This is a genomic window from Roseateles sp. P1_C1_2 (assembly GCF_056406535.1).
This window is the reverse complement of record NZ_JBFUAB010000027.1, coordinates 88,134-112,515: the sequence shown is the minus strand read 5'-3', so window position 1 is coordinate 112,515 and position 24,382 is coordinate 88,134. Positions and strand designations below refer to the sequence as shown.

Sequence of the window (24,382 nt, the reverse complement as noted above, 5' to 3'; positions counted from 1 at the left end):
AAGGGCTCCTTGCGGAGCCCTTGTCTGTTGCCGAGGCAATCGCCAATCAGTACTGGCGACGGCGGCGTGCCAGCAGGCCGACAACGCCCAGACCGGCGAGCAGCAGCGCATAGGTTTCGGGTTCAGGCACGGCCTGGGCCGTGAACTCGAACTTCAGCTTGTTCTGCGGCTGGCCGGTGATGGCAGCAAAGCTGCCGGCACCTGCATTCGCCGTCAGCACCAGGGTGCCGCCAGTGACGCTCAAGCTGTTGACGGTGCCGATCGGTGCCGAGGCCGAGCCGGCAAACCAGCCCGAGTTCGCGCTCGTCGGGTTCTGCGTCAGCGCCGCCACGGGAATGACGACGGGGGGGTTGGCACCGACGGTCAGCGTTGCACCGGCAGCCATGTTGGTCGAGGCGGCAGGGCCGGCTTCGAAGTAGGTCACATTGCCCACGCTGCCGGTCAGGGCGCCGCTCAGCGTGTAACCCGGGTTGGCGGTGAGCGTGAAGCTCGGCAGCACGAAGGTCGCCGTCACGGCACCACCGGCAAAGGACTGAACCTGCACGGCGCCTTGCAGGCTCCACTCGAAGCTGCCCGACGACCAGTCCGTGATCCAGCCGAATCCGGCGGTGGTTTCGTCGTAGGTGACGGAATAGGAACCGGCGTTGAGCGTCGTGGTCGCCGAAGCGAGGCCGGAAACCAGCAGGGCTGCTGCGGCGGCGATCGTCTTGATTTGCATGATTGAACTTTCCCTGAAAAACAACCGGGCGCAGGTGCCCCGTGGAAACCCGGCAATGCTAGTCAAGGTAACCGGAAGAAATTCAATCCACCCCGCAGAAATGATGATCCTAGGGGGGCGAAAACGCCCCCCGATCTGCGGGGGAAAGGGGCTCTTAGCGGTCAGCCGGGCAACTTCAACAGCTCAAAAGGCCCACGGCCGGACGCCGCGGTGATCAGGCCCAGCACGCGCGCCGGCTCGCTGCCCAGCATGCCCCAATGGAAGCGCCAGCCCCAGTTGCCGCCCAGCACGCCGGGCACATTCATGCGGTGGGCGCTGCCCAGGCCGAGCACGTCCTGCAGCGGGTAGACGGCCATATTGGCCACCGAGTTGGCGCAGGCGCGGATCATGGCCCAGTGCACGTCCTGCTCGTTGCAGGGAAGGTAGGAGCCCGCGAACGCGCGTTCACGCGGCTTGGCCTGGTCCCACCAGCCGCGCACGGTGTCGTTGTCATGGGTGCCGGTATAGGCCACCGACGTGGTGGGCCACATATGCGGCAGGAACTCGTGGTCACCCTCGGCGCCGAAGGCGAACTGCAGGATCTTCATGCCGGGGAAGCCGCAGCCGTCGCGCAGCTCGTGCACGTCGTCGGTGATGAAGCCCAGGTCCTCGGCCACGATGGGCAGCGGGCCCAGGGCCTTCTTGATGGCGTCGAACAGCGCCATGCCCGGGCCGGTCAGCCACTGGCCCTGCTTGGCGTCGGGGCTGCTGGCCGGGATCTCGTAATAGCCGGCGAAGCCACGGAAATGGTCGATGCGGAAGACGTCGGCCTGGCTCAGCGCACGCTGGATGCGTGCCGTCCACCAGGCGTAGTCCTCCTCGGCCATCTTGTCCCAGCGGTAGAGCGGGTTGCCCCAACGCTGGCCCAGCGGCCCCAGGTCATCGGGCGGCACGCCGGCGACGACGGTGGTCTGGAAGTCCTTGTCGAGGTAGTAGAGGTCGGGGCGCGACCAGCAATCGGCGCTGTCATGGGCCACGAAGATGGGCAGGTCGCCCATGAGGTGGACGCCGCGCTCGTTGGCATAGGCCTTGAGCGCCTGGATCTGCACGTCGAACTGCCACTGCACGAACTGCCAGAAGGCGATCTCGTCGGCGTATTCCTTGCGCGCCGCCGCCAGTGCCGCGGGCTCGCGCTTCTTGAGGCCTTCGCTCCATTCCCACCAGGGTTGGCCGTTCAGCGGTGAGCGGATGGCCATGAAGAGGACGTAGTCGTCCAGCCAGCTCTGCGCTTCCAGGCACCACTTGGCGAAGGCGATGCGGTCGGCGTCGGCCGCATTGGCGAAAAAGCCCTTGGCCGCGGCGCGCAGCTGCTGTTCGCGCCAGGGCGTGACGGTGCCGTAGTCGACCAGTGCGCCGTTGAACGCCGGCACCTGGGGTTGAGTCAGCCAGCCCTTGGCGATCAGCGGCTCCAGCGCCACCATCCACTGGCTGCCGGCAAAGGCCGACACGCCCTGGTAGGGGCTGTCGCCGGGGCCGATGGGCGTCGTCGGCAGCAGCTGCCAGACGCTCTGGCCGGCGGACTGCAGCCAGTCGACGAAGCGGTAGGCATCGGGGCCGAAGTCGCCCATGCCATGCGGGCCGGGCAGCGAGGTGATGTGCAGCAGCACACCGGAGGAGCGTTGGTTCAGGTTCATTGGTGCCTCAGCACAAGAAGAGATCGGGCCGGCACATTGAGCGGCTGGCCGGGAAGAACGAGGGGGGCGGCCGATTCGCCGCTGCTGTCCAGCACCAGCTGCCAGGGGCCGTTGCAGAGCAGGAAGGGCAAGGGCGCCGGGTCGGGGTTGAAGACGATCATCAGCCGCGGCGCGGCGGCATCGGCCTCGCGCAACTGGGCCCCGAAGGCGCGCTGGCCGGCGTCGTGCCAGTCATGCGGCGTCATCTCGTGGCCGCTGGGCGCGTACCAGGCAATGCTGCACTCGCCGGGACCACTGGCAAACCAGCGCGAGTGGCGCAGCAGCGGCTCGGCGGCGCGCAGGGCCAGCAGCTCGGCGACCAGTTCGGTGGTGCGGCCTTCGGCCTGGTCCCAGTTCAGCCAGGTGATGACGTTGTCCTGGCAATAGGCGTTGTTGTTGCCGCCCTGGCCGTTGCCGATCTCGTCGCCCGCGCACAGCATGGGCGTGCCTTGCGCCAGCAGCAACGTAGCAAGCAGCGCGCGGCGCACGCGCTCGCGGGTGGCGTTGATGGCGGCGTCCTCGGTCGGCCCCTCGGCGCCGAAGTTCGCGCAGAGCTCGCCGTCGCGGCCGTCACGGTTCTCTTCGCCGTTGGCGTGGTTGTGCTTGGTCGAATAGCTCGTCAGATCGGCCAGCGTGAAGCCGTCGTGCACGGCGACGAAATTGACCGAGGCGGTGGGGAGTCGCTGGCCGTGGTGGAAGACATCGCTGGACGCCATGAAGCGCCGCGCCAGCTCGCCACGACCCACGCCCGGGCCAGCGCCCAGCCAGTAGCCGCGCACGGCGTCGCGGAACTTGTCGTTCCACTCCAGGAAGCGGCCCGGAAAGCGGCCGACCTGGTAGCCGTCGTAGGCCGCATCCCAGGGCTCGGCGATCAGGTGCACGCCGGCCAGCACCGGGTCCTGGCGCAGCGCGGTGAAGAAAGCGGCATTGGCGTCGTAGCCGTGATTCGTGCGGCCCAGCACGGGCGCGAGGTCGAAGCGGAAGCCATCGACGCCCATCTCGGCCACCCAGTAGCGCAGCGAGTCCAGCACGAACTGGGTCACGCGCGGGTGGGCGCAGTTGACGGTGTTGCCGCAACCGGTCAGGTTCTCGTTGCGGCTGCTGTCGTCGGCCACCAGCCGGTACCAGGTCTTGTTGTCCAGGCCGCGGAAAGACAGCGTCGGGCCGAACTCGTTGCCCTCGGGCGTGTGGTTGTAGACGACGTCCAGCACCACCTCCAGGCCGGCTTCGTGCAAGGCGCTCACCATCTGGCGGAACTCGGCCGTCACGGCGGTCGGGTCGTTGCGATGGGCGGCATGCGCCCAGCGCGGGTCGGGGCAGAAGAAGCCCAGCGTGTTGTAGCCCCAGTAGTTGTGCAGGCCGCGCTCGGCGAGGTGTGGCTCGTCGATGCAGTAGTGCACCGGCAGCAGCGACAGCGTCGTGATGCCCAGCCGCTTGAAGTGGGCGATGGAGGCGGGGTGGGCCAGGCCGGCATAGCTGCCGCGCAGGTCTTCGGGCACGCCGGGCAGCAGCTTGGAGAAGCCCTTGACGTGGACCTCGTAGAGCACGACGTCGGCCGCAGCGCGACGCGGCCGGTGGGCGCGTGCGTGAGCGACGGGCGGAGGCGCGACGCGGCCTTTCAGCGCCTGCGTCGCGTTGTCGCGCACATCCAGCGAGCGCGGACCGTCCGGGTGGCCCAGCTCGTAGCCGTGGTGCTCGGCGCGCCAGCCGAAGTGGCCGACGATTTCTCTGGCCCAGGGATCCAGCAGCAGCTTGTGCGGATTGAAACGGTGGCCCTGCTCCGGCACATAGGGGCCATGGGCACGCAAGCCGTAGACCAGGCCAGGGCCGACGCCGGGCAGGAAGCCGTGGAAGACGCCGTCATGCGGGCCATCCAGCGTGTAGCGGCGCAGCTCGCGCTGGCCTTCGCCGTCGAAGACGCAGAGCTCGATGCGCGTCGCGTTGTCGCTGGCGACGGCGAAGTTGACACCGCCATCGCGGGCAAGCGAACCCAGTGGCTCGTGCCAGCCAGGTTGGAGGTCGGGTAGGTGGGCCATCAGCTATCCCTGCATTGCGGGCCGAGCGCCGGGCCGCTCCCAAGCCGGCCCGCCCTGGCGATGTGCGTGCGACTCGAAGTTGCACGCATCGCCGTCCCCTCGGGGGACCGACTGGGCTCGCTCGCGTGCAGCGACGCGAGGCCGGGCGAGGGGCACGTCATATCGGAACGAAGAAGAGCGTGGCCAGCGGCGGCAGGTTGATCGTGATGGACAGGCGTCGGCCATGCGCCGGCAGCGCCTGCACCGGCAGGCCGGCGGCGGCGACGCCGTTGCCCATATTGCTGCCGCCGTAATAGGCCGAATCGGTGTTGAGCGCCTCGCGCCAGGCGGTCACGCCGTCGGGCACGCCCAGCGAGTAACCCTCGCGCGGCACCGGCGTCATATTGCAGACGACGATGACCATGCGGCCGGTGCCGTCACGGCGCGCCCAGGCATAGATGGAATGCTCGGCGTCGTGAGCGCTGATCCACTCGAAGCCGCCCTGCTCGCAGTCCAGCCGGTGCAAGGCGGAGTGCTCGCGGTAGAGCTTGTTGAGGTCGCGCACCAGGCGCTGCACGCCGGCGTGGCGGTCGTCTTCCAGCAGGCCCCAGGGCAGGCTCTCGGCGTGGTTCCACTCCTGGCGCTGGGCAAATTCCTGGCCCATGAAGAGCAGTTTCTTGCCGGGGTGGCCCCACATGAAGCCGTAGTAGGCGCGCAGGTTGGCGAACTTCTGCCAGTCGTCGCCCGGCATCTTGGCCAGCATGGAGCCCTTGCCGTGCACGACCTCGTCGTGCGAGATGGGCAGCATGAAGTTCTCGCTGAACGCATAGATCAGGCCGAAGGTCATCTTGTCGTGATGCCAGCGGCGGTTGATCGGGTCCTCGGCCATATAGCGCAAGGTGTCGTTCATCCAGCCCATATTCCACTTGTAGTGGAAGCCCAGGCCGCCCGTGTAGGTGGGCGCCGAGACACCGGGGAAGCTGGTGCTCTCCTCGGCGACCGAGATGGCACCCTCGATCTCGCCGACATGCTCGTTCATCTCGCGCAGCATGGAGATGGCTTCGAGGTTTTCGCGGCCACCGCGGATGTTGGGAATCCATTCGCCGGCCGGCCGCGAGTAGTCGCGGTAGAGCATGCTGGCGACGGCGTCCACGCGCAGGCCGTCCACGCCCCAGCGCTCTATCCAGTAGGTGGCGCTGCCGACCAGGAACTCGCGCACCTCGGTGCGGGCGAAGTTGTAGATCAGCGTGTTCCAGTCGCGGTGGAAGCCTTCCTTGGGGTCCGCATATTCGTAGATGCGCGTGCCGTCGAACTCGGCCAGGCCGTGGGCGTCGGCGGGGAAGTGGGCCGGCACCCAGTCCAGCAGCAGGCCCAGGCCCTGCTCATGGCAAGCCTTGACGAAGCGCGCGAAGCCTTCGGGCGGGCCGAAGCGGGCGCTGGGCGCGTACATGCCCAGCGTCTGGTAGCCCCAGGAGCCGTCGAAGGGATGCTCGGTGATGGGCATCAGCTGCACATGCGTGAAGCCCATGTCGGCCACATAGGCGGGCAGCTGCTCGGCGAGTTCGTCCCAGGTCGGGAACTCTCCGGACACGCCGCGGCGCCAGGAAGCGGCATGCACCTCGTAGACGCTGATGGCCGACTCGCGCCGGTTCGCGCGCTCGCGCTGGCGCGGCAGCGGCGTGGGTTCAGGCAGGGCCGCGACGATGCTGGCCGTCTCGGGCCGCAGCTGGGCGCGGCGAGCATAGGGGTCGGCCTTCAGCGGCAGCAGCGCGCCATTGCCGTTGACGATCTCGAACTTGTAGAGATCGCCTTCGATGGCGTGGGGCACGAAGATCTCCCACACGCCGGCCTGGTGGCGCAGCCGCATGGGGTGGCGTCGCCCGTCCCAGTTGTTGAAGTTGCCGACGACGCTGACGCGCCGCGCGTTCGGCGCCCAGACGGCGAAGCGCACGCCGCCGACGTCGCCATACTGCACGACGTGCGCGCCCAGGCTCAGCCAGGGCCGGAAGTTGCGCCCCTCGGCGAAGGCCTTCAGCTCCTCGTCGCCGAGCTGGGGGTAGAAGTTGTAGGGGTCGGCATAGACGCCCTCCCCGCCGCCGGTCCAGCGCACGGCCAGCCGGTAGTCGAAGCGATGTTTGCGCCGCGGCACCTGGGCCTCGAAGAAGCCGCCGCGGCGCTGCTCGAGGTCGACGATGTGCTTCTTGCTGCCGGCATCCAGCAGCGCGACTTCGTCAGCGCCAGGCAGCAGCACGCGCACCCACAGCCGGCCGTTGTCATCCGCGTGCAGGCCGAGCCGGCCGAAGGGATCGGCATGGCGGCCCGCCAGCAGGGAATCAACGTCGGCGTCAGTGAGCATCGTCAGCTGTTCAAACTCTTCACGGACCAGACACGGTCCACGTACTCGTTGATCGTGCGATCGGACGAGAACGGGCCCATGCCGGCGATATTGCGCAAGGCGCGTTCAGCCCAGGCGGCACGGTCGGCAAACAGCGCATCGACCTTGGCCTGGGTGGCGACGTAATCGGCGAAATCGGCCATCAGCAGGTAGACGTCGCGGTGCAACAGGCTGTCCACGAGGCCGCGGTAGCGCTCGGTATCGCCGTTACTGAAGACGCCCGCCGCGATGGCATCGATGACGCGCTTGAGCTGGCGATTCTCTTCGACATACAGGCGCGGGTCGTAGCCCAGCTGCTTGATCTTGGCGACGGCATCGGCGCGCAGGCCGAACACGAACATGTTTTCCACGCCCATGGCCTCGGCCATCTCGATGTTGGCGCCGTCCCAGGTGCCGATGGTGACCGCGCCGTTCATGCCGAACTTCATGTTGCCGGTGCCCGAGGCCTCGGTGCCGGCCGTCGAGATCTGCTCGGACAGGTCGGCCGCCGGGATGATGCTCTCGGCCAGCGTGACGCTGTAGTTGGGCAGGAAGACGAGCTTGAGCTTGTCGCCCACGCGCGGGTCGCTGTTGATGACGCGGGCGACGTCGTGCGCCAGGCGCACGATGCTCTTGGCCATCTGGTAGGCCGAAGCGGCCTTGCCGGCAATGATGACGGTGCGCGGCACCCAGTTGGCGTCGGGGTTGTCGCGAATGGCCTGGTAGCGGCTGATGACGTGCAGCAGGTTGAGCAGCTGGCGCTTGTACTCGTGGATGCGCTTGATCTGGATGTCGAACAGGCTGTCGACATTGACCGAGATGCCCAGCTCACGGCGGATGACGGCGGCCAGGCGCTCCTTGTTGGCGCGCTTGACGACGAGGAACTCTTCGCCGAGTTCGCGGTCGGCAGCCAGGGCCTTGAGCTCACCCAGCTCGGCCAGGTCCTTGCGCCAGCCTTCGCCGATGCGGCTGTCCAGCAGCGCGGACAGGGCCGGGTTGGCCTGCTGCAGCCAGCGCCGCGGCGTGACGCCATTGGTGACGTTGTGGAAGCGCTCGGGCCAGATGCGGGCGTAGTCGGCAAAGATGGTCTGCACCATCAGCTCGGAGTGCAGCGCGGCCACGCCGTTGACGCGGTGCGACGCGACCAGCGCCAGGGCCGCCATGCGCACGCGGCGCTCGCTGCCGTGGCTGCCTTCATCGATGAGGGACACGCCCGCGGCGAAGGCGTGATCGCCGGGAAAGCGCGCCTGCACTTCTTCAAGGAAGCGATGGTTGATCTCGTAAATGATCTCGAGATGACGCGGCAGCAGGTTCTCGAACATGCGCACGGGCCAGGTCTCCAGCGCCTCGGGCATCAGCGTGTGGTTGGTGTAGGCCACCGCCTGGCGCGTGATCTTCCAGGCCTCGTCCCAGCCCAGGCCATGCTCGTCCAGCAGCAGTCGCATCAGCTCGGCAGGCGCCAGCGCCGGATGCGTGTCGTTGAGATGGATGGCGTTGGTCTTGCCAAGGTTGTGCAGGGAGCCGAACTCGCGCAGATGGCGGGCGATCAGATCCTGCAGCGAGGCGCTGACGAGGAAGGCTTCCTGCTTCAGGCGCAGCTCGCGGCCCTGCTCGGTGCTGTCGTCGGGGTAGAGCACCCAGTTCAACGCATCGGCCAGCACCTGGTGGCGGGCGGCGCGGGCGTAGTCGCCCTCGCAGAAGGGCTTGAAGGCGATGGGCGCGGCCGTGGCCTGCCACTGGCGCAGCGTCGAGACGCGGTCGCTGTGGTGGGCGGGCACGACGAAGTCGAAGGCCTGGGCCTCGATGCTGTCGGCCGGCATCCAACGGCGCACGCCAGAGGCGTCGGCCTCGACGCGGCCACCGAAGCCGACATGGAAGCGCACGTCATGGCGCGGCAGCTCCCAGGCGGGCGAATCGCGCGTCCAGTCGTCGGGCTGCTCCAGCTGGCGGCCCTGGCTGATGACCTGGGCAAAGGTGCCATAGCGGTAGCGCAGGCCGTAGCCGAAGGACGGCAGCTCCAGCTCGGCGAAGCTGTCCAGGAAGCAGGCCGCCAGGCGACCCAGGCCGCCATTGCCCAGCGCCGCATCGGGCTCGCGCTCCAGCACATCGCCCAGGGCCAGACCCTGCTCGGCCAGCTTGGCTTCCAGCGGCTCGGTCAGCTTCAGGGCGGCGAGCGCATTGGACAGCGCGCGGCCCATCAGGAATTCCATCGACAGATAGTGGACGCGGCGCACGGGCGCCTTGTCGCCGCGCTGGGCATCGGCGGCCTGCGTCTTGGCCCAGCGGCGCGCCAGCGTCTCACGGCAGGCGATGGCCGCGGCATGCAGGGCCGCCTGGGGCGTGGCGCCATGGCTGGATTGGGACAGCTCACGCTCGTAGGCGGTCTCGAAGGCGGCGCGCAGCGCCTTGTCTTCGGCAGAGAGGGCGGACGGCTTCTTCATCGCGGTGGAGGCCTTGGGGCTGGGCTTGCGTTGAACGGGAAGGCGGGTTGGGGTGTTCATCAGTGCCGGCCCCCAGCGACGGGGGCAAGAATGCTACTCGAAGGGCAGCGCTGGACGAAGTATCGGACAGCTCCGACCCGTTGTGTAGTTTGACTACATCGGGAAAACCCGCGACGTTTTGCAAACCGTTGATCTATAAGGGTTTCATGAAGATTCAACCGGGAAGTCGCTGTTGTTGTCGCGACGCCGCAAATGTATATTGTCTACAAAGACGGCCAAACAAGAGAAATTTAGCCGTCTCCCGACGAGACAAGCCGGCGCAGTTCGACGACAGGACCCCCGGCGACTGAAAGGTTAGAAGTGGCAGACGTTCGACTGACCGGCGTGGAGAAGGCCTATGGCGACATCCGCATCCTTCACGGCATCGACCTGGAGATACGCGACGGCGAGTTCATGGTCTTCGTCGGCCCCTCGGGCTGTGGCAAGTCCACGCTGCTGCGCTCCATCGCCGGCCTGGAAGAGATCACCGGCGGCGAACTGACCATCGGCGGGCGCGTCGTCAACGACGTGCCACCCAGCGAGCGCGGCATCGCCATGGTGTTCCAGTCGTATGCGCTTTACCCGCATATGAATCTGTTCGACAACATGGCCTTCGGCTTGAAGCTGGCCAAGGTGCCCAAGGCCGAGATCGAGACCGCCGTGCGCAACGCGGCCAAGATCCTGCACATAGAACACCTGCTGGACCGCAAGCCCAAGGACCTCTCCGGCGGCCAGCGCCAACGGGTCGCCATCGGCCGCGCCATCGTGCGCAAGCCCGAGGTCTTTTTGTTCGACGAGCCGCTGTCCAACCTGGACGCAGCGCTGCGCGTGCGCATGCGCTACGAGTTCGCCAAGCTGCACGAGGACCTCAAGACCACGATGATCTATGTGACCCACGACCAGGTGGAGGCCATGACGCTGGCCGACCGCATCGTCGTGCTGTCGGCCGGCAAGGTCGAGCAGGTCGGGTCGCCGCTGGAGTTGTACGAGCACCCGCGCAACCTGTTCGTGGCCGGCTTCATCGGCAGCCCCAAGATGAACTTCATCGCCGGCGAACTGGTCGCCATCGAGGCCGGCCATGTGGATGTGAAGCTGGACGGCAGCGGCGTGGTGCTGCAGGCCAAGGTCGACGGCAACGCCGCCAGGGTAGGCGACAAGGTCACCCTGGGCGTGCGGCCCGAGCACATCCGCCAGGGCGGCGAAGGCAATCTGCTGCAGAGCACGGTGGCATTCGTCGAGTCGCTGGGCGGCATCACCTTTGCCTACTGCCCCTACCCCGGCCTGGAAGAGCCGCTGACCTGCCAGTTCGAGGGCCGCAACGGCTGCGACCGCCTGCGCAACGGCCAGGCCCTGGACCTGCACCTGCCGGCCGAGGCCCTCTATGTGTTCGACGCCAATGGCCTCGCCCTGCGCCGCCTGGCCGCGCCGGAGCTGTACGCATGAAGTGGCTCCCCCTCGTGGCCGCACTCGCTGCAGCGCCGGCCTTGGCCGAGAGCCCGAAGCTGCTCGTCTGGATCAACGGCGACAAGGCCTATGGCGGCCTGCAGACCGTCGGCAATGCCTTCGAGAAGGTCTCGGGCGTCAAGGTCGTCGTCGAACACCCGGTCGACCCCACGGACAAGTTCCAGCAGGCCGCCGGTGCCGGCAAGGGCCCTGACATCTTCTGCTGGCCGCACGACCGCGTCGGCGAATGGGCCAAGGCCGGCCTGCTGACATCACTGCGCCCCTCTGCCAAGCTCAAGGCCGAGTCCGAGGAGACGGCCTGGCAAGCGCTGAGCTACCGCGGCCGCATCTGGGGCTACCCCATCGCCATCGAGACCACCGGCCTGATCTACAACAAGGCCCTGGTACCCACGCCGCCCAGCACCTGGGACGAGCTGATCGCGCTGGACAAGAAGCTGCAGGCCAGCGGCAAGCATGCCGTGCTGTGGGACTACAACAAGAGCTTCTTCAGCTGGCCCATGATTGCCGGCGCCGGCGGCGTCATCTTCGGCCGCGATGCCCAGGGCGACTTCGATCCGAAGAAGGTCGACGTCAACAACGCAGGCGCGCTCGCCGGTGCGCAGATGATCGAGCGCCTCATCAAGGATGGCCACATGCCCAAGGGCGCGCGCTACTCCGAGATGGAAGCGGCCTTCGCGCGCGGCGAGGTGGCCATGATGATCTCCGGCCCCTGGGCCTGGGACAACGCCAGGAAGGCCAAGATCGACATCGGCGTGGCGCCCATTCCCGCCGTCGTCGCCGGCAAGCCCAGCAAGAGCTTTGTCGGCGTGCTGGGCTGCATGATCTCCGCGCCCAGCAAGAACAAGGACATCGCCAAGGAGTTCATCGAGAACCACCTGATGCGCCCCGAGGCCCTGAAGATCCTGGACGCCAACGTGCCCATCGGTGTGCCGGCCAACAAGGCCTTCTATGCCGAGCTGTCAGTCAACCCGCTGATCGCGGYCAGCATGACCAACGCCCGCAACGGCGCCCCCATTCCCAACATCCCCGAGGTGGGCCGCTTCTGGACCGCGATGGACGCGGCGCTGGAAGCCATCACCAATGGACTGCAATCACCGAAGGACGCGCTCGACGGCGCCGCCGCACGGATGCTGCTGAACAAATGAACGCTGCCACCTCCACCCTGGGCCAGGGCAGCTACACGACGCTGCCGCCCACGCTGACCGAGAAGCTCGCCAAGTGGCTGCACTGGCCGCTGGCTGTGGCTGCCATCGTGGCCGCGCTGTATCTCGTCTTCGTCGTCTACACGACCGGCCAGGCCGCCTGGGCCGCGGGCCTGCTTGTGCTGTTCACGGCCGGCTTCTATGTCTACCTGAGCCGTGGCGGCTTTGCCTGGCGTTACCTCTTCCCCGGCATCGCCGGCATGCTGATCTTCATCGCCTTTCCGCTCGTCTACACGGCGCAGATAGGCTTCACCAACTACTCCAGCACCCATCTGCTCAGCGAAAGCCGCGTGCGCGAGTATTTGCTGGAGCAGCACGACGCCGTCGAGGACCAGGTGCTGGCCTACAGCCTGCATGCCAGCGGCGCCGAATACCGCCTGGTGTTGCGCGCTGAGGGCGAGGCCGCGCCGCGTTGGGTGTCGCCACCGCTGGCGCTGCGTGCGGGCAAGGAGCTGCGCGTTGACGTCGCCACATCGGACGCTGCAACGACGCCGACCGACGCCGCCCTGCCCTTGCCCGATTTGATCAAGCATCGCGACGCGCTCTCCAAGCTCGTGCTGGTGATGCCCGACAAGACCGAGCTGCACTACCTCGGCCTGCGCGAGTTCGGCCCCGTCAAGCCGCAGTGGACGGCCAATGCAGATGGCAGCCTCACGCGCACCGCGGACGGCGCCGCCTTCAAGCCCAACCGCGACACCGGCTTCTTCGAGGCCACCTCGGGCGAGGTGCTGCAGCCCGGCTTCAAGGCCTTCATCGGCGTGGCGAACTACGCGCGCATGCTGTTCGACGCCGAGTTCCGCGGGCCCTTCCTGTCCATCTTCACGTGGACGGTGCTGTTCTCGGCACTGACGGTGTTCTTCGCAACGGCCATCGGCATGCTGTTCGCGGTGATGCTGAACTGGGAAGGCATGAAGTACCGCACCACCTACCGCACCCTGCTCTTCCTGCCGTATGCGGTGCCGGGCTTCATCTCCATCCTCGTCTTCAAGGGCCTGTTCAACCAGAACTTCGGCGAGATCAACGCCATCCTGAACGCGCTGTTCGGCGTCAAGCCGGCCTGGTTCGCCGACCCGCTGCTGGCCAAGACCATGCTGGTCATCGTCAACGTCTGGCTGGGCTACCCCTACGTGATGATCCTGTGCTCGGGCCTGTTGAAGGCGATTCCCGCCGACCTGTACGAGGCCTCGGCCCTGGCCGGCGCTTCTCCGGCAACCAACTTCTTCAAGATCACCGCGCCGCTCATCATCAAGCCGCTGGCGCCGCTGTTGGTCAGCGCCTTCGCCTTCAACTTCAACAACTTCGTGCTGATCGCGCTGCTGACCGACGGCCGGCCGGACTTCCTGTCCACCAAGCTGCCCGCGGGCCAGACCGACATCCTCGTCAGCTACACCTACCGCATCGCCTTCCGCGACTCGGGCTCCGACTTCGGCCTCGCCGCGGCAATCTCGACGCTGATCTTCTTCCTGGTGGCGGTCTTGTCGCTGATCAACCTTCGCATGTCCGCAAAGGCGCAAAAGTAATCATGGCCATCGTCCTCGGCAAACAAGCCCGCTGGCGCACCATCGCCGGCCACGCGGTGATGTGGATCTTCATCGCCATCACCATCTTCCCGCTGCTGGCCGTCGTGTCCATCTCGCTGCGCCCTGGCAACTTCGCCACCGGCAGCCTGATTCCGACCGAGATCAGCCTGGAGCATTGGAAGCTGGCGCTCGGCATCCCCTACCAGGCCGCCGATGGCAGCCTGGTGCAGCCGCCCTTCCCCGTGCTGACCTGGCTGTGGAACTCGATCAAGATTGCCACCATCTCGGCCTTCCTCATCGTCGCCATCTCCACCAGCGCGGCCTATGCCTTTGCGCGCATGAAGTTCCGCTTCGACAAGCCGGTGCTCAACGGCATGCTGCTGCTGCAGATGTTCCCGCCGGTGCTGGCGCTCGTCGCCATCTACGCCATCTTCGAGACCATCGGCACCTATGTGCCGGCGCTGGGCATCGAGACGCACGCCGGCCTGGTGCTCGCCTACCTGGGCGGCATCGCCACGCATGTGTGGACCATCAAGGGTTACTTCGAGACCATCCCCGTCGAGATCGAGGAGAACGCCAAGGTCGACGGCGCGACGCACTGGCAGGCCTTCTCGCGCGTGCTGCTGCCGATGGCCATTCCCATCCTGATGGTGGTCTTCGTGCTGGCCTTCATCGGCACCATCATCGAGTACCCGGTGGCCTCCATCCTGCTGCGCGAAGAGGGCAATCTGACGCTGGCCGTCGGCTCCAAATATTTCCTGCACGACCAGCGCTTTCTGTGGGGCGACTTCGCGGCCGCGGCCGTGCTGTCGGGCCTGCCCATCACGCTGGTCTTCCTGCTCGCCCAGCGCTGGATCGTGTCCGGCCTGACCGCTGGCGGCGTCAAAGGCTGAGGTTCATATGCTGAAGTCATTCGCGCTGTGCGCAGCGCTGCTTTCGTTCGTCCCCGCTTCCTACGCAGCCTGCACCAAGCCCCCGCTCGGTGAAGCCACGCTCTATCTGCGCGGCGGCCTGAACAACTGGGCCGCCCAGGACGAGCAGGCTTTCCAGTACCACTGCGACGCCTACTACCTGAACCTCAAGGCCAAGGGCGCGCAGGAGTTCAAGCTCGCCGACGAGGACTGGACGCCCGCGCTGACCATCGGAGGCGACGCCAAGGGCCAGCCCGCGCGAGGTGCTGCCGGCAACATCAAACGCGAGTTCAGCGGCGAGCACACCCTGCGCCTGAGCTTCGCCGCCGATGGCCGCCCGACACTGGACGTCGGCCCCAAGCGCTTCAAGCCCACGCCTCCCAAGCCCCTGACCGACAAGGCCGCGCTGACGACCCACTTCGACTCGCGCAACGACGAGTTCAAGTCGCCCTTCGGCGCCCAGCCGGCGGGCACCGAAGTGAAGTTCAGCATCGGCAACGACGTGCCCGGCCTGAAGCAGGCCACCCTCGTGATCGAGCGCCGGCAGATGAGCGGCAACCAGGAGCAGCTCAGCTACGAGCCGCTGGCCCGCATCCCCATGACGCCACAATCGCACGGCCTCGGTACCGGCTTCATGGCCAGCTACCGCTTCGACGCGACCGGCGTCTACGGCTACTGGTTCGAGATCGAGACCGCCCAGGGCAAATACGCGCTGCAGAACAACAAGGACGCCATCTACTGGACCCGTGAGAAAGGGTCGATGGGCGGGGCCTCGGTCGAGCGCCTGCCGTCCAACCTGAACCGCGTGCGCCGCTATCGCCAGACCGTCTATGCGCCCGGCTTCCAGGTGCCGGCCTGGGCCCAGGACATCGTCTACTACTACGTCTTCCCCGAACGCTTCCGCAACGGCGACAAGGCCAACGACCCGCGCCCCGGTGGCGGCCGGCCGCAGGACCGCTACCAGGACCGCGACGTCGAGCGCCACGCCCAGTGGAACGAGAGGCCCTTCAAGCCGAACACCGGCGACGGCTCCGACGCCCTCTACAACAACGACTTCTTCGGTGGCGACCTCGCCGGCATCATCGAAAAGCTCGACTACATCAAGAGCCTGGGCGCCAACGCCATCTATCTGACGCCGGTCTTCCGCGCGCCCAGCAACCACAAATACGACGCGGCCGACTACAAGCAGATCGACCCGGCCTTCGGCACGAACGACGACTTCACGCGCCTGTGCGCCGAAGCTGCCAAGCGCGGCATCCGCGTCATCCCCGACACCTCGTTGAACCATGTCGGCGCGGACTCGCCCTACTTCAACCGCTACGGCAATTTCCCGGCCGGCGGTGCCTTCGACAACGGCAAGCCCAACCCCGCCTCACCCTACTACGGCTGGTTCAAGTTCAAGCCGGAAGAGACCGATCCGAACAAGCAATACCAGGGCTGGGTCGGCGTCAGCGACCTGCCCGAGATCGACAAGAACAACCCGTCCTTCCGCGCCTATGCCTATCGCGACAAGGACTCGGTCACCAACCTCTGGCTGGACCGCGGCGCGGCCGGCTGGCGCATGGACGTGGCGCCCTGGGTGCCCGACGACTTCTGGCGCGAATGGCGCCAGGCCGTGAAAGCCAAGAAGCCCGATGCGCTGACGGTGGCCGAGACCTGGTTCGATTCGAGCAAGTACTTCCTCGGCGACATGTTCGACAGCACGATGAACTACATCTTCCGCAATGCCGTGCTGGACTACGCCGCGGGCAAAAGCGGCAAGCTGATGGCCGCCAATCTGGAGCTGATGCGCGAGGCCTATCCGCCCCAGGCCTTCTCGGCGCTGATGAACCTGCTGTCGACGCATGACCAGCCGCGCGCCCTGCACCACTTCGGCGAGGACCGCGATCTGGCCCTGGCCAAGCAGCGCCTGCGCCTGGCGGTCTTCTTCCAGATGACCTACCCCGGCTCGCCCACCATCTACTACGGCGACGAGGTGGGCCTGGGCGGTGGCGACGACCCCTACAACCGCGCGCCCTACCCCTGGGCCGACGAAGGTGGCAAGCCCGACGAGGCCCTGCTGGCCGACTTCAAGCGCCTGACCCAGCTGCGCCACGAGCTGCCGGTGCTGCGCCACGGTCGCTTGAGCGAACCGCTGCATGTGGACGACCACGTCGTCGTGCTGGCCCGCCAGGACGGCAAGAGCTGGGCCGTCACGGCGACCAACAACAGCCCCCAGGCCCGGACCGTCAAGGTGGGCCTGCCCTTCCCGGCCGACAAGCTGCGCGACGCCCTCGGCGGCGACGCCGTGACCGTCAAGGAAGGCTGGATCCAACTCACCGTGCCGCCCCTGTTCGGCCGCGTCCTCATCACCCCATGATCCTGAATCCCCTCGGCCACAGCGGCCTGCGCGTCTCGGCCCTCGGCTTCGGTGCCATGCACATCAACGACGAGCGCACGTCCGAAGCCGAAGCCGGCACCCTGCTCAACCATGTGCTCGACCAGGGCATCAACCTCATCGACACCGCCCGCGGCTATGGCCTCAGCGAAGAGCGCATCGGTCGCCACATCGCCCACCGCCGCACGGACTTCGTGCTGTCCACCAAGGTCGGCTATGGCGTTGAAGGCGTGCCCGACTGGACATACGACTGCATCGTGCAGGGCGTGGAGCGCGCGCTGAAGCTCATGAAGACCGACTGGCTGGACATCGTCCATCTGCACTCCTGCCCGCTGCCCGTGCTGCAGCAGGGCGAGGTCTCCCGTGCGCTGAACGACTGCCGCGCCGCCGGCAAGCTGCGCGTGGCCGCCTACTCGGGCGACAACGCCGAGATCGACTTCGCGATCGACAGCGGCGCCTTCGGCAGCCTGCAGACCTCCGTCAGCCTCTGCGACCAGGCCCATCTGAAGACCCGCGCCGCGCGGGCCGACCATGCCGGCATCGGCGTCATCGCCAAGCGCCCGCTGGCCGGTGCCGTCTGGCGCCATGCCGAGCGGCCTGGCGACTTCGCCGAAGGCCAGTACTGGGATCGCTTCAAGGCCATGGGCCTTACCGGTGCCGAGGACTGGGCGGACGTGGCGCTGCGCTTCGCCGCCTTCCACACGGGAGCGGCCAGCGCCATCGTCGGCACGGCCAAGCCGGCCAATCTGCGCCGCAACCTCGACGCCATCGCCCGCGGCCCGCTGCCGGCCGAACTCGTCGTCAGCATCCGCGCCGGCTTCGACCGCCACGCCGACGCATGGCCGGGCCTGATCTGACGCTGGACGCCCGGCGCCAGCAGGCCAACCTGGCCTTCATCGCCAGCGGCGCTGAATTCGCCTTTGGCGATGCGGCCGCCCTGCCCTTGCCCGTAGCCGAGTTGAAAGCGCTGACTGCAGCCAGCCCGGGCGTCGAAGCCGTCCACGACGGTGGCCTGACCGCCGAGGTCATCTGCCTGCACCACGCGGGCCGCCGCTGGGCCGTCAAGCGCGCCCGCGCCGAATGCCGGGTGCGCAACCCCGACGGCCAGACCTCCTTTCTCAACGAGCTGCAACGCCACGCCGAGCTGGCGCCGCTGGCCCTGCCCGGCGTCATCGCGCCCGTCTACGGTTCCCTGCGTGCCGGCCTCGTCGTGTCGCCCTGGATCAGCGGCCGCCACCCCGGCGTGCTGGACGAGCGCCAGGCTCGCGCCCTGCTCGAAACCGGCTGCGCCTTGATCGAACACGGCTTCTTCGAATGGGACTACAGCGCCGGCAATCTGCTGGACGATGGCGAACGCCTCTGGCTCTACGACTTCGGCTACTGCTACCGCTTCGACCCGCTGACGCAGTACAACAGCGCCGGCCATGGCCTGGAAGCTCCCCAGCACCATCTGGCCGAGCGCATCGAAGGCCGCCACCTCTTCGGCGCCCTGCTGGATGCCGGCAGCGATGACGCAGCCCTGCCGCACTTCCTCGCCTTCAAGCGCCTGGCTGCGCAGGCCTATGACGATCTCGCCGACCGCCTCGCGGCGCGCGGCGCCACCGAGCGCGTGCTGCATCACTACCGCGGCCTGGCCGCCCGCTGGCGACATGCACTCGCCCATGCGCCGGCTCAGCTCTATCTGGCCGATGCCTGGCAGGCCCACGGCAGCGACCTCGACGATGACCTGCGCGGCCGTTCCTGCACGCCGCGCACGCTCCGGCGTGCCCGATGGCTGCAACAGGCACTGCGCGAGCATGGCCGCACCCTGCGCGACTGCGGCGCGCTCGCAGCCGAGGACGCTGCGCTGGACGACGACACCCTGCTGGCCCGCTTGCGCGAGCGCGAACTCGAGGCCGAGCGCCACCAGCTCTGAGCCAGGGATAACCCGACGTTTCACCGGCTGCTTCATGATGCGGGCCGATGCGCGCTTTCCCCACGCCGACCCGGCGCCGTGCCCTGCTGAGCCTGCCCCTGCTGCTGGCGGCGCGGCCGCTGCTGGCCCAACCGGGCGAGACTGTGCGCCTGCCGCGCCACATCACCATGCCCGACCCGCAGCTGGTCTATGTGCGCCGCATCGTCGAGTTAGCCCTGAACCGTGGCGGCAACCGCCCCCTCATCCAGCCGGTCGACCTCGACATGACGCAGGGCCGCACCCTCGTAGAGCTGGCCGCCGGCCACGCCCCCATCGACCTGATGTGGACGATGACCGATACGCAGCGCGAGTCCAGTGGCCTGCTGCCGGTGCGCGTCCCCATCGACCGCGGCCTGCTGGGCTGGCGGCTGTTGCTGGTGAGGCGTAGCGAGCTGGCGCAGTGGCAGCGCGTGCGCACGCTGAAGGACCTCGGCGAGCGCCTCGCCGGCCAGGGCCATGACTGGCCCGATACGGCCATCCTGCGCGCCAACGGCCTGCAGGTCGGCACCAGCAGCGGCTACGACGCCCTCTTCCGCATGCTGGCCGCCGGCCGCATCGACTACTTCCCGCGCTCCATCCTCGAGATCGACGCCGAGATGGCGGGCGGCCGCTACCCCGAGCTCGCCATCGCGCCCGGGTTGATGCTGCACTACCCGGCGGCGGCCTATCTCTTCGTCAGCCCCAGCCGCCCCGACCTGGCGGCCGAACTGAAGGCCGGGCTGGAGGCGGCCGTGGCCGACGGCAGCTTCCAGCGTCTGCACCGCGAGTTCTATGGCGCCGTGCTCAAGGCCCATCCGATCTCGCCCGACCGCGTGCTGCGCCTGAGCAACCCGCTGCTGCCGCCCGAGACACCGATCCAGCGCAAGGAGTTGTGGATACAACCCGGAGAGGCCTAGCTCATGCGCAGCAGGCGATCCGCCTCTTCGCGCTGCGCGTCCTCGATCTCGCGCARCACGGCCGACAGGTCCACCTCGCCGGGCCTGTGTTCATAGCGCCCCGTCAGCGGCATGTCGGGCACCAGCCGACCGGCGGCATAGAGGGCCCAGATCTCGGGGCCGTACTGCGTGGCCAGCAGGGCTGGCGCGTGCTGGCCGAAGAAGTTGCGCAGGTTGTTCACGTCGCGGATCAGCATGCGCGGCGCGTGGTTGTTGCCGGCCGCATCCACGGCCTGCGGCAGGTCGATGATGACCGGCCCGTCGGCGGCCAGCAGCACATTGAATTCGGACAGGTCGCCATGGATGACGCCGGCGCAGAGCATGCGCACCACCTCGTCGATCAGCGTCGCATGGTGCTGCCGCGCCTCGGCTTCGGTGAAGCTCAGATCGTTCAGCCGCGGCGCGGCGTCGCCGTCCCCGTCGGCCACCAGTTCCATCAGCAGCACGCCGTCGTGGAAGTTGCCCGGCTGCGGCACGCGCACGCCGGCCGCGGCCAGGCGGTAGAGGGCATCCACTTCGGCGCTCTGCCACGCGGCTTCCTGCTGCTGGCGGCCATAAGCGGTGCGCTTGCTCATGGCGCGCGCCTGGCGGCTGTTGCGGACCTTGCGGTTCTCGGTGTAGTCGACGGCCTGGCGGAAGCCGCGCTTGTTGGCTTCCTTGTAGACCTTGGCGGCGCAGGTGTCGTCGCCGCAGCGCACGACATAGACGTCGGCTTCCTTGCCGCTCTTCAACTGCCGCACGACGCTGTCGATCAGGCCTTCATCAATCAGTGCCTGCAGGCGGACGGGTGCTTTCATCGCCCCATTGTCGATGCCCCGCCGAAACCGGCGCCGCGACGGCGACCAGTTCGACCTGCAGCCCCGGCGCCAGGCCCGACTGGAAACAGGCCCGCTGCGGCCAATGCGCGGGATCGGGCCCTATCCAGGCCTGCCATTGCCGGTCGAAGGCGTCGCGGTTGGCGATGTCGGTCAGGATGACCTGCAGCGACAGCAGATGCGTGCGCGCCGAGCCGGCTTGCTGCAGATGCGCTTCGAGCATCTGCAGGCTCTGGCTGACCTGGACGTCGAAGCCGGCCGTGAAGTCGGTCGCGTTGGCCACCGTCCAGACCAGGCCGCCATAGGCGACGGTCCGGCTGCGCCCCCTGCCATTGATGGGCCAGCGCTCAATCACGGGTCAATCCAGGCAAGCGCGCCGACAGCGGCGGCAGGCGGCTGGTGCCACCGACCAGGCGCTGGTCGTGGCGGTAGTCCTCGTTCGCCTCGACGCGCCAGTCGCGCCCGAACCTGCTCGCGAGGGCGCGCGCCACCTGGTCGAAACGCCAGGCCTCCTCCGCGTTGCTGTCCAGGTGATGCACGCCGGGCAAGGGCCGCTCGATCAAGGTCAGCAGCGCCGCCGCCGTGTCGGCCATGAAGGAACAGGCCGGCGTCCAGGCATGGCTCGCCGCCACGCGGCCATCGCGCTGTTGCCATTCATCCAGCGTCGTCAGCATGTTGTTGCCGGGCCGTGTCTCGTCGATCTGCCAGCCGATGCGGGCGATGACGGGCCGCTCGTTGGCCAGCAGCACGGCGTCTTCGCATTCGGCCTTGTAGCGGCCGTAGTCGTCCTTGGCATTGCGGGCGTCGGCCAGGTCATGAGGGCCGTCGGGCAGGTGGTCGAAGACCATGACGGTGCTCGTGAACAGGAAGTTCGGGCAGCGCGATGCGAGCCAGCCGGCGAAGCGCGCCGAGGCCATGCCCAAATGGGCCACGGCGTCCACGGCCTGCGCCGACAACCAGGCGGCGGACAGCTTCTCGTCGTCGGGATTCACCGCGGCGCGGTCCCAGCCGATGACCTCGTGCCCCGCCGCGCGCGCGGCCTCGGCCAGGCGGGGTGCCAGCGTGCCGTTCAGGCCGGTGATGAGGATCTTCATGCGTTCAATTTCCAGCAAGTGAGTACGGAGCGCACCCAGGCGCCGCCCAGCGCCAGCACCGCGACGTCGCCGCTTGTGCTGGCCGGGTAGACGACCTCCGTCAGCGCGACCAGGCCATCGCCCGAGAAGACTTCAACCGAGCAGCGATCGACCAGGACACGCAGCACCAGCGGCCCGCGCGCACCCGCCCAGGCCTGCTCGCGCCGGCCGGCCCAGTGTTCGGCATCGACCACGGTGCCGCTGCGGCTGCGGTCTATCCAGATCACGCCACGGCGGTGATCGATGCCGATTTCGGTGCATTCACCGCCCGCGCCACAACGGACGCTCAGCGTCGAAGCCTCAGCCTCGCCGGGGTCCATCTCCCACAGCAGTTCGCAACTCGCACCCGCCTCGGCAACGAGGCCGGCACCGACGAGGTGGCGCGCCTGGCCGCGCAAGCTGTCGGTCGCCACCGGCGCCTGGCCCAGGCGCCAACCCGCCGGCGTCTGCACCAGGGACAGCTCGCGCGGCAGGCTCATCGCGCCGCGCCAGGGCGAGGTCGGCGTGTGCCTGGCATAGGCATGCTGGTTCATCCAGGCCAGCCAGACGGGTGCGCGGCCGGCGGGCAGACCGGCGAAGGACAGCGCCGCATAGAAGTCGCTGCCATGGTCGGCCCAGAAGGCCTCGGTCTCGGCCGTGAAGCTCTCACCGTCGAAGCGCCCGACCCAGCACTGCGCGCCACTGCCGGCCGGGTGGCCCTCGAAGGTGTCGACCTTGAGCAGCCACAGGGACGTGGCGCCCCCAGGCGCATTGCCATGCAATGCGCCGCCCCCCGAGGGGGTGGGCGAAGCTAGGGAGCGGCCCGTCGCTTCGCCCTGCGCGGCAAAGTGGATGAGGTCGGGGCATTCCCAGATCGCGCTGGTGCAGCCGGTCGGGCCGAAATGGCTGAGCAGCGTCCACTCGCGCAGGTTGGCGCTGGCGTAGAAGGCGACGCGGCGCTCCTCGGGCAGCACGACGGCCATGGTCCAGCGTCCGCTCGGTTCATGCCAGAACACCTTGGGGTCGCGAAACTCGCGCAGGCCCAGGTCCAGTACCGGGTTGCCGGCGTACTTCGTCCACGTCAGGCCGCGGTCCAGGCTGTAGGCGATCTCCTGGGCCTGGCCGCCCGTGTTCGAGATTTCAGCGCGGCGCAGGCAGCCGGTGTAGCAGGCCACCCAGGCCCCGACGCCGAACCCGGCCGTGTTGCCGTGATCGATGACGATGGAGCCCGAGAAGATGGAGGCGCGCTCGTCCTCGGGAATGGCCAGCGGCAGCTCGGTCCAGTTCAGCAGGTCGCGGCTGGTGGCGTGGCCCCAGCTCATATGACCCCATTCGTCGCCGAAGGGGTTGTGCTGGAAGAACAGGTGGTAGAGCCCCGTGGTCGCGTCGAAGACGAGGCCGTTGGGATCGTTGATCCAGTTCTTCTGCGCGGCGAAGTGGTAGCCGGGCCGATAGCCGAGCGGGTCGTTCACGACAACTGCCATCCCCACGGCCGCAGCTTGTGGCCCTGCCAGAGCTGTTCGGTGTTGGACAGATTGACGGCCACGCGCACCAGGTCCTGGTCGAGGCGGCGCTCGAAGGCGACGATGTCGGGCGGGCTCTCCACCAGCTTGACCGGCGCGCCGTACTGGCCGGCCGCCAGCGCCGGGTGCTGGTGCTTGAGCGCGGCGAGGCTGGCGTAGAACTCGCTCAGCTCGTAGATCTTCCAGTCGATGGCATCCTTCTCGAAGAACTCCAGCTTCTTCGTGAGTCGCGACTCCTGGCCGTTGTAGATCAGCGGCATGCCGGGCAGCGTGAAGCTCAGCACCGCCAGCGCCGGGTAGGCGTCGCCGTAGAGATCGGCGTCGGTGCCGTGCCAGGAGTTGAAGTCGTGGTTGCTCGTGAAGCGCATGCGGTAGGCATGCTGCGGGTAGCCATTTGCCGGGCTCTGCTGCTTGGCCAGCCACTCGCGCAACAGTGGCGCACCCGCCTCTCCCTTGCCGATCTTCTTGAACACCTGGTCGGCCAGGTCCCAGGAATAGGTCATGTCGAAGGCGCCGCTGGTGTGCAGGTCGACGGCATCGGACTCGGCCAGCATGAACATCGGCTTGATGGCGTCCAGCTCCTTGCGGGCGCGCACCCAGAACTCGGTCGGCACCAGGCTGGCCACGTCGCAGCGAAAGCCGTCGAGGCCGGTCTCGCGCACCCAGAACTTCATCGCGTCGATCATCGCGGTGCGCAGGCCCGCGCTCTTGTAGTTCAGCGCGACGACGTCGTCCCAATGCTCCTCGCCCGGCTGGCCTTCGTTGAAGGTGACGGGATAGATCTCGCCCTTGGCGTTGAGCTTGTACCAATCCTTGTGCGCCGTGGCCCAGCCATGGTCCCAGGCGGTGTGGTTGGCGACCCAGTCGAGGATGACCTTGAAGCCCAGCTGATGCGCCGCGCTCACCAGCGCCTTGGCGTCGGCCAGCGTGCCGAACTCCGGATTCACGGCCGTGTAGTCGCTGATCGAGTAATAGCTGCCCAGCGTGCCCTTGCGGTTGAGCTTGCCGATGGGTTGGATGGGCATCAGCCACAGGATGTCCACGCCCAGTCTTTTCAGCCGCTGCAGGTCCGACTGCACCGCCTTGAACGTGCCCTCGGGCGAGAACTGGCGCACATTGATCTGGTAGATGACGGCCTGGCGGGACCAGGGCAGATGGGGCATGTCTTTGGCAGGGGCGGCGGTGGGGGCGCTCATGGCGGGCAGGGCGAGGGTTGCAGCGGCAGTCAGGACGGTGCGACGGTGCAGGTTCATGAAGATGCTCTTTGGGT

At 67.8% G+C, this 24,382-nt stretch carries 18 protein-coding genes; 8 read left to right on the top strand and 10 right to left on the bottom strand.

The features are described from left to right. Positions 1 to 46 precede the first annotated feature (46 nt). The 5 genes from AC1D2H_RS24680 to AC1D2H_RS24660 all read right to left on the bottom strand — a co-directional run bounded on the left by AC1D2H_RS24680 (position 47) and on the right by AC1D2H_RS24660 (position 9,260). Positions 47 to 718: a PEP-CTERM sorting domain-containing protein gene (locus tag AC1D2H_RS24680; RefSeq protein ID WP_477931460.1), complete on the bottom strand. Its 672-nt coding sequence runs from the start codon at positions 716 to 718 to the stop codon at positions 47 to 49. 161 nt (positions 719 to 879) lie between these two features. Next, the gene (gene malQ / locus AC1D2H_RS24675) at positions 880 to 2,391 is read right to left on the bottom strand and encodes a 4-alpha-glucanotransferase (protein WP_478012777.1); all 1,512 of its coding nucleotides are present in this window, start codon (positions 2,389 to 2,391) and stop codon (positions 880 to 882) included. Then, a complete protein-coding gene (gene glgX / locus AC1D2H_RS24670) occupies positions 2,388 to 4,466 on the bottom strand; it encodes a glycogen debranching protein GlgX (RefSeq protein WP_478012776.1) in 2,079 nt (692 codons plus the stop codon). The genes malQ and glgX overlap by 4 nt, the downstream gene beginning before the upstream one ends. Positions 4,467 to 4,623: 157 nt before the next feature. After that, complete coding sequence (glgB, locus tag AC1D2H_RS24665; protein WP_477931463.1) at positions 4,624 to 6,801, bottom strand: 1,4-alpha-glucan branching protein GlgB; 2,178 nt, start codon at positions 6,799 to 6,801, stop codon at positions 4,624 to 4,626. Positions 6,802 to 6,803: 2 nt separating this feature from the next. Further along, entirely contained in the window at positions 6,804 to 9,260 is a 2,457-nt protein-coding gene (locus tag AC1D2H_RS24660) for a glycogen/starch/alpha-glucan phosphorylase (protein ID WP_478012775.1), read from the bottom strand. Between the two features lie 360 nt (positions 9,261 to 9,620). Here AC1D2H_RS24660 and AC1D2H_RS24655 point away from each other — a divergent pair, with 360 nt between their 5' ends. The 8 genes from AC1D2H_RS24655 to AC1D2H_RS24620 are packed head-to-tail and all read left to right on the top strand — an operon-like array spanning position 9,621 to position 19,623. After that, positions 9,621 to 10,742, top strand: a complete 1,122-nt coding sequence (locus AC1D2H_RS24655) for an ABC transporter ATP-binding protein (protein WP_478012774.1) — start codon at positions 9,621 to 9,623, stop codon at positions 10,740 to 10,742. Continuing rightward, positions 10,739 to 11,908, top strand: a complete 1,170-nt coding sequence (gene malE / locus AC1D2H_RS24650) for a maltose/maltodextrin ABC transporter substrate-binding protein MalE (protein WP_478012773.1) — start codon at positions 10,739 to 10,741, stop codon at positions 11,906 to 11,908. The genes AC1D2H_RS24655 and malE overlap by 4 nt, the downstream gene beginning before the upstream one ends. Next, positions 11,905 to 13,485: a maltose ABC transporter permease MalF gene (malF, locus tag AC1D2H_RS24645; RefSeq protein WP_478012772.1), complete on the top strand. Its 1,581-nt coding sequence runs from the start codon at positions 11,905 to 11,907 to the stop codon at positions 13,483 to 13,485. The genes malE and malF overlap by 4 nt, the downstream gene beginning before the upstream one ends. A 2-nt stretch (positions 13,486 to 13,487) precedes the next feature. After that, positions 13,488 to 14,378 (top strand): maltose ABC transporter permease MalG, encoded by an 891-nt coding sequence (gene malG / locus AC1D2H_RS24640; protein ID WP_478012771.1) that lies wholly within the window; start codon positions 13,488 to 13,490, stop codon positions 14,376 to 14,378. Between the two features lie 7 nt (positions 14,379 to 14,385). Further along, complete coding sequence (locus AC1D2H_RS24635) at positions 14,386 to 16,755, top strand: glycoside hydrolase family 13 protein (RefSeq protein ID WP_478012770.1); 2,370 nt, start codon at positions 14,386 to 14,388, stop codon at positions 16,753 to 16,755. Continuing rightward, a complete protein-coding gene (locus tag AC1D2H_RS24630; RefSeq protein WP_478012769.1) occupies positions 16,752 to 17,630 on the top strand; it encodes an aldo/keto reductase in 879 nt (292 codons plus the stop codon). The genes AC1D2H_RS24635 and AC1D2H_RS24630 overlap by 4 nt, the downstream gene beginning before the upstream one ends. Continuing rightward, complete coding sequence (locus AC1D2H_RS24625) at positions 17,612 to 18,688, top strand: hypothetical protein (protein ID WP_478012768.1); 1,077 nt, start codon at positions 17,612 to 17,614, stop codon at positions 18,686 to 18,688. The genes AC1D2H_RS24630 and AC1D2H_RS24625 overlap by 19 nt, the downstream gene beginning before the upstream one ends. A 47-nt stretch (positions 18,689 to 18,735) precedes the next feature. Next, a complete protein-coding gene (locus AC1D2H_RS24620) occupies positions 18,736 to 19,623 on the top strand; it encodes a hypothetical protein (protein WP_477931472.1) in 888 nt (295 codons plus the stop codon). On the opposite strand, the gene AC1D2H_RS24615 is transcribed toward AC1D2H_RS24620, so the two are convergent. The 5 genes from AC1D2H_RS24615 to AC1D2H_RS24595 are packed head-to-tail and all read right to left on the bottom strand — an operon-like array spanning position 19,620 to position 24,365. Beyond that, the gene (locus AC1D2H_RS24615) at positions 19,620 to 20,459 is read right to left on the bottom strand and encodes a PA4780 family RIO1-like protein kinase (RefSeq protein WP_478012767.1); all 840 of its coding nucleotides are present in this window, start codon (positions 20,457 to 20,459) and stop codon (positions 19,620 to 19,622) included. The genes AC1D2H_RS24620 and AC1D2H_RS24615 overlap by 4 nt on opposite strands. Continuing rightward, a complete protein-coding gene (locus AC1D2H_RS24610; RefSeq protein ID WP_478012766.1) occupies positions 20,425 to 20,832 on the bottom strand; it encodes a Rid family hydrolase in 408 nt (135 codons plus the stop codon). Before AC1D2H_RS24610 ends, AC1D2H_RS24615 begins: the two co-directional genes overlap by 35 nt. After that, entirely contained in the window at positions 20,825 to 21,571 is a 747-nt protein-coding gene (locus AC1D2H_RS24605; RefSeq protein ID WP_478012765.1) for a sugar nucleotide-binding protein, read from the bottom strand. The genes AC1D2H_RS24610 and AC1D2H_RS24605 overlap by 8 nt, the downstream gene beginning before the upstream one ends. Next, positions 21,568 to 23,061: a glycoside hydrolase family 32 protein gene (locus tag AC1D2H_RS24600; RefSeq protein ID WP_478012764.1), complete on the bottom strand. Its 1,494-nt coding sequence runs from the start codon at positions 23,059 to 23,061 to the stop codon at positions 21,568 to 21,570. Before AC1D2H_RS24600 ends, AC1D2H_RS24605 begins: the two co-directional genes overlap by 4 nt. Then, positions 23,058 to 24,365, bottom strand: a complete 1,308-nt coding sequence (locus AC1D2H_RS24595; protein WP_478012763.1) for an alpha-amylase family glycosyl hydrolase — start codon at positions 24,363 to 24,365, stop codon at positions 23,058 to 23,060. Before AC1D2H_RS24595 ends, AC1D2H_RS24600 begins: the two co-directional genes overlap by 4 nt. Positions 24,366 to 24,382 lie beyond the last annotated feature (17 nt).

Coding starts and splice junctions, on each gene's coding strand:
- AC1D2H_RS24680 (WP_477931460.1), bottom strand. CDS start 718: ATGCAAATCAAGACGATCGCCGCCGCAGCAGCCCTGCTGGTTTCCGGC.
- malQ (WP_478012777.1), bottom strand. CDS start 2,391: ATGAACCTGAACCAACGCTCCTCCGGTGTGCTGCTGCACATCACCTCG.
- glgX (WP_478012776.1), bottom strand. CDS start 4,466: ATGGCCCACCTACCCGACCTCCAACCTGGCTGGCACGAGCCACTGGGT.
- glgB (WP_477931463.1), bottom strand. CDS start 6,801: ATGCTCACTGACGCCGACGTTGATTCCCTGCTGGCGGGCCGCCATGCC.
- AC1D2H_RS24660 (WP_478012775.1), bottom strand. CDS start 9,260: ATGAAGAAGCCGTCCGCCCTCTCTGCCGAAGACAAGGCGCTGCGCGCC.
- malF (WP_478012772.1), top strand. CDS start 11,905: ATGAACGCTGCCACCTCCACCCTGGGCCAGGGCAGCTACACGACGCTG.
- malG (WP_478012771.1), top strand. CDS start 13,488: ATGGCCATCGTCCTCGGCAAACAAGCCCGCTGGCGCACCATCGCCGGC.
- AC1D2H_RS24635 (WP_478012770.1), top strand. CDS start 14,386: ATGCTGAAGTCATTCGCGCTGTGCGCAGCGCTGCTTTCGTTCGTCCCC.
- AC1D2H_RS24630 (WP_478012769.1), top strand. CDS start 16,752: ATGATCCTGAATCCCCTCGGCCACAGCGGCCTGCGCGTCTCGGCCCTC.
- AC1D2H_RS24625 (WP_478012768.1), top strand. CDS start 17,612: ATGGCCGGGCCTGATCTGACGCTGGACGCCCGGCGCCAGCAGGCCAAC.
- AC1D2H_RS24620 (WP_477931472.1), top strand. CDS start 18,736: ATGCGCGCTTTCCCCACGCCGACCCGGCGCCGTGCCCTGCTGAGCCTG.
- AC1D2H_RS24605 (WP_478012765.1), bottom strand. CDS start 21,571: ATGAAGATCCTCATCACCGGCCTGAACGGCACGCTGGCACCCCGCCTG.
- AC1D2H_RS24595 (WP_478012763.1), bottom strand. CDS start 24,365: ATGAACCTGCACCGTCGCACCGTCCTGACTGCCGCTGCAACCCTCGCC.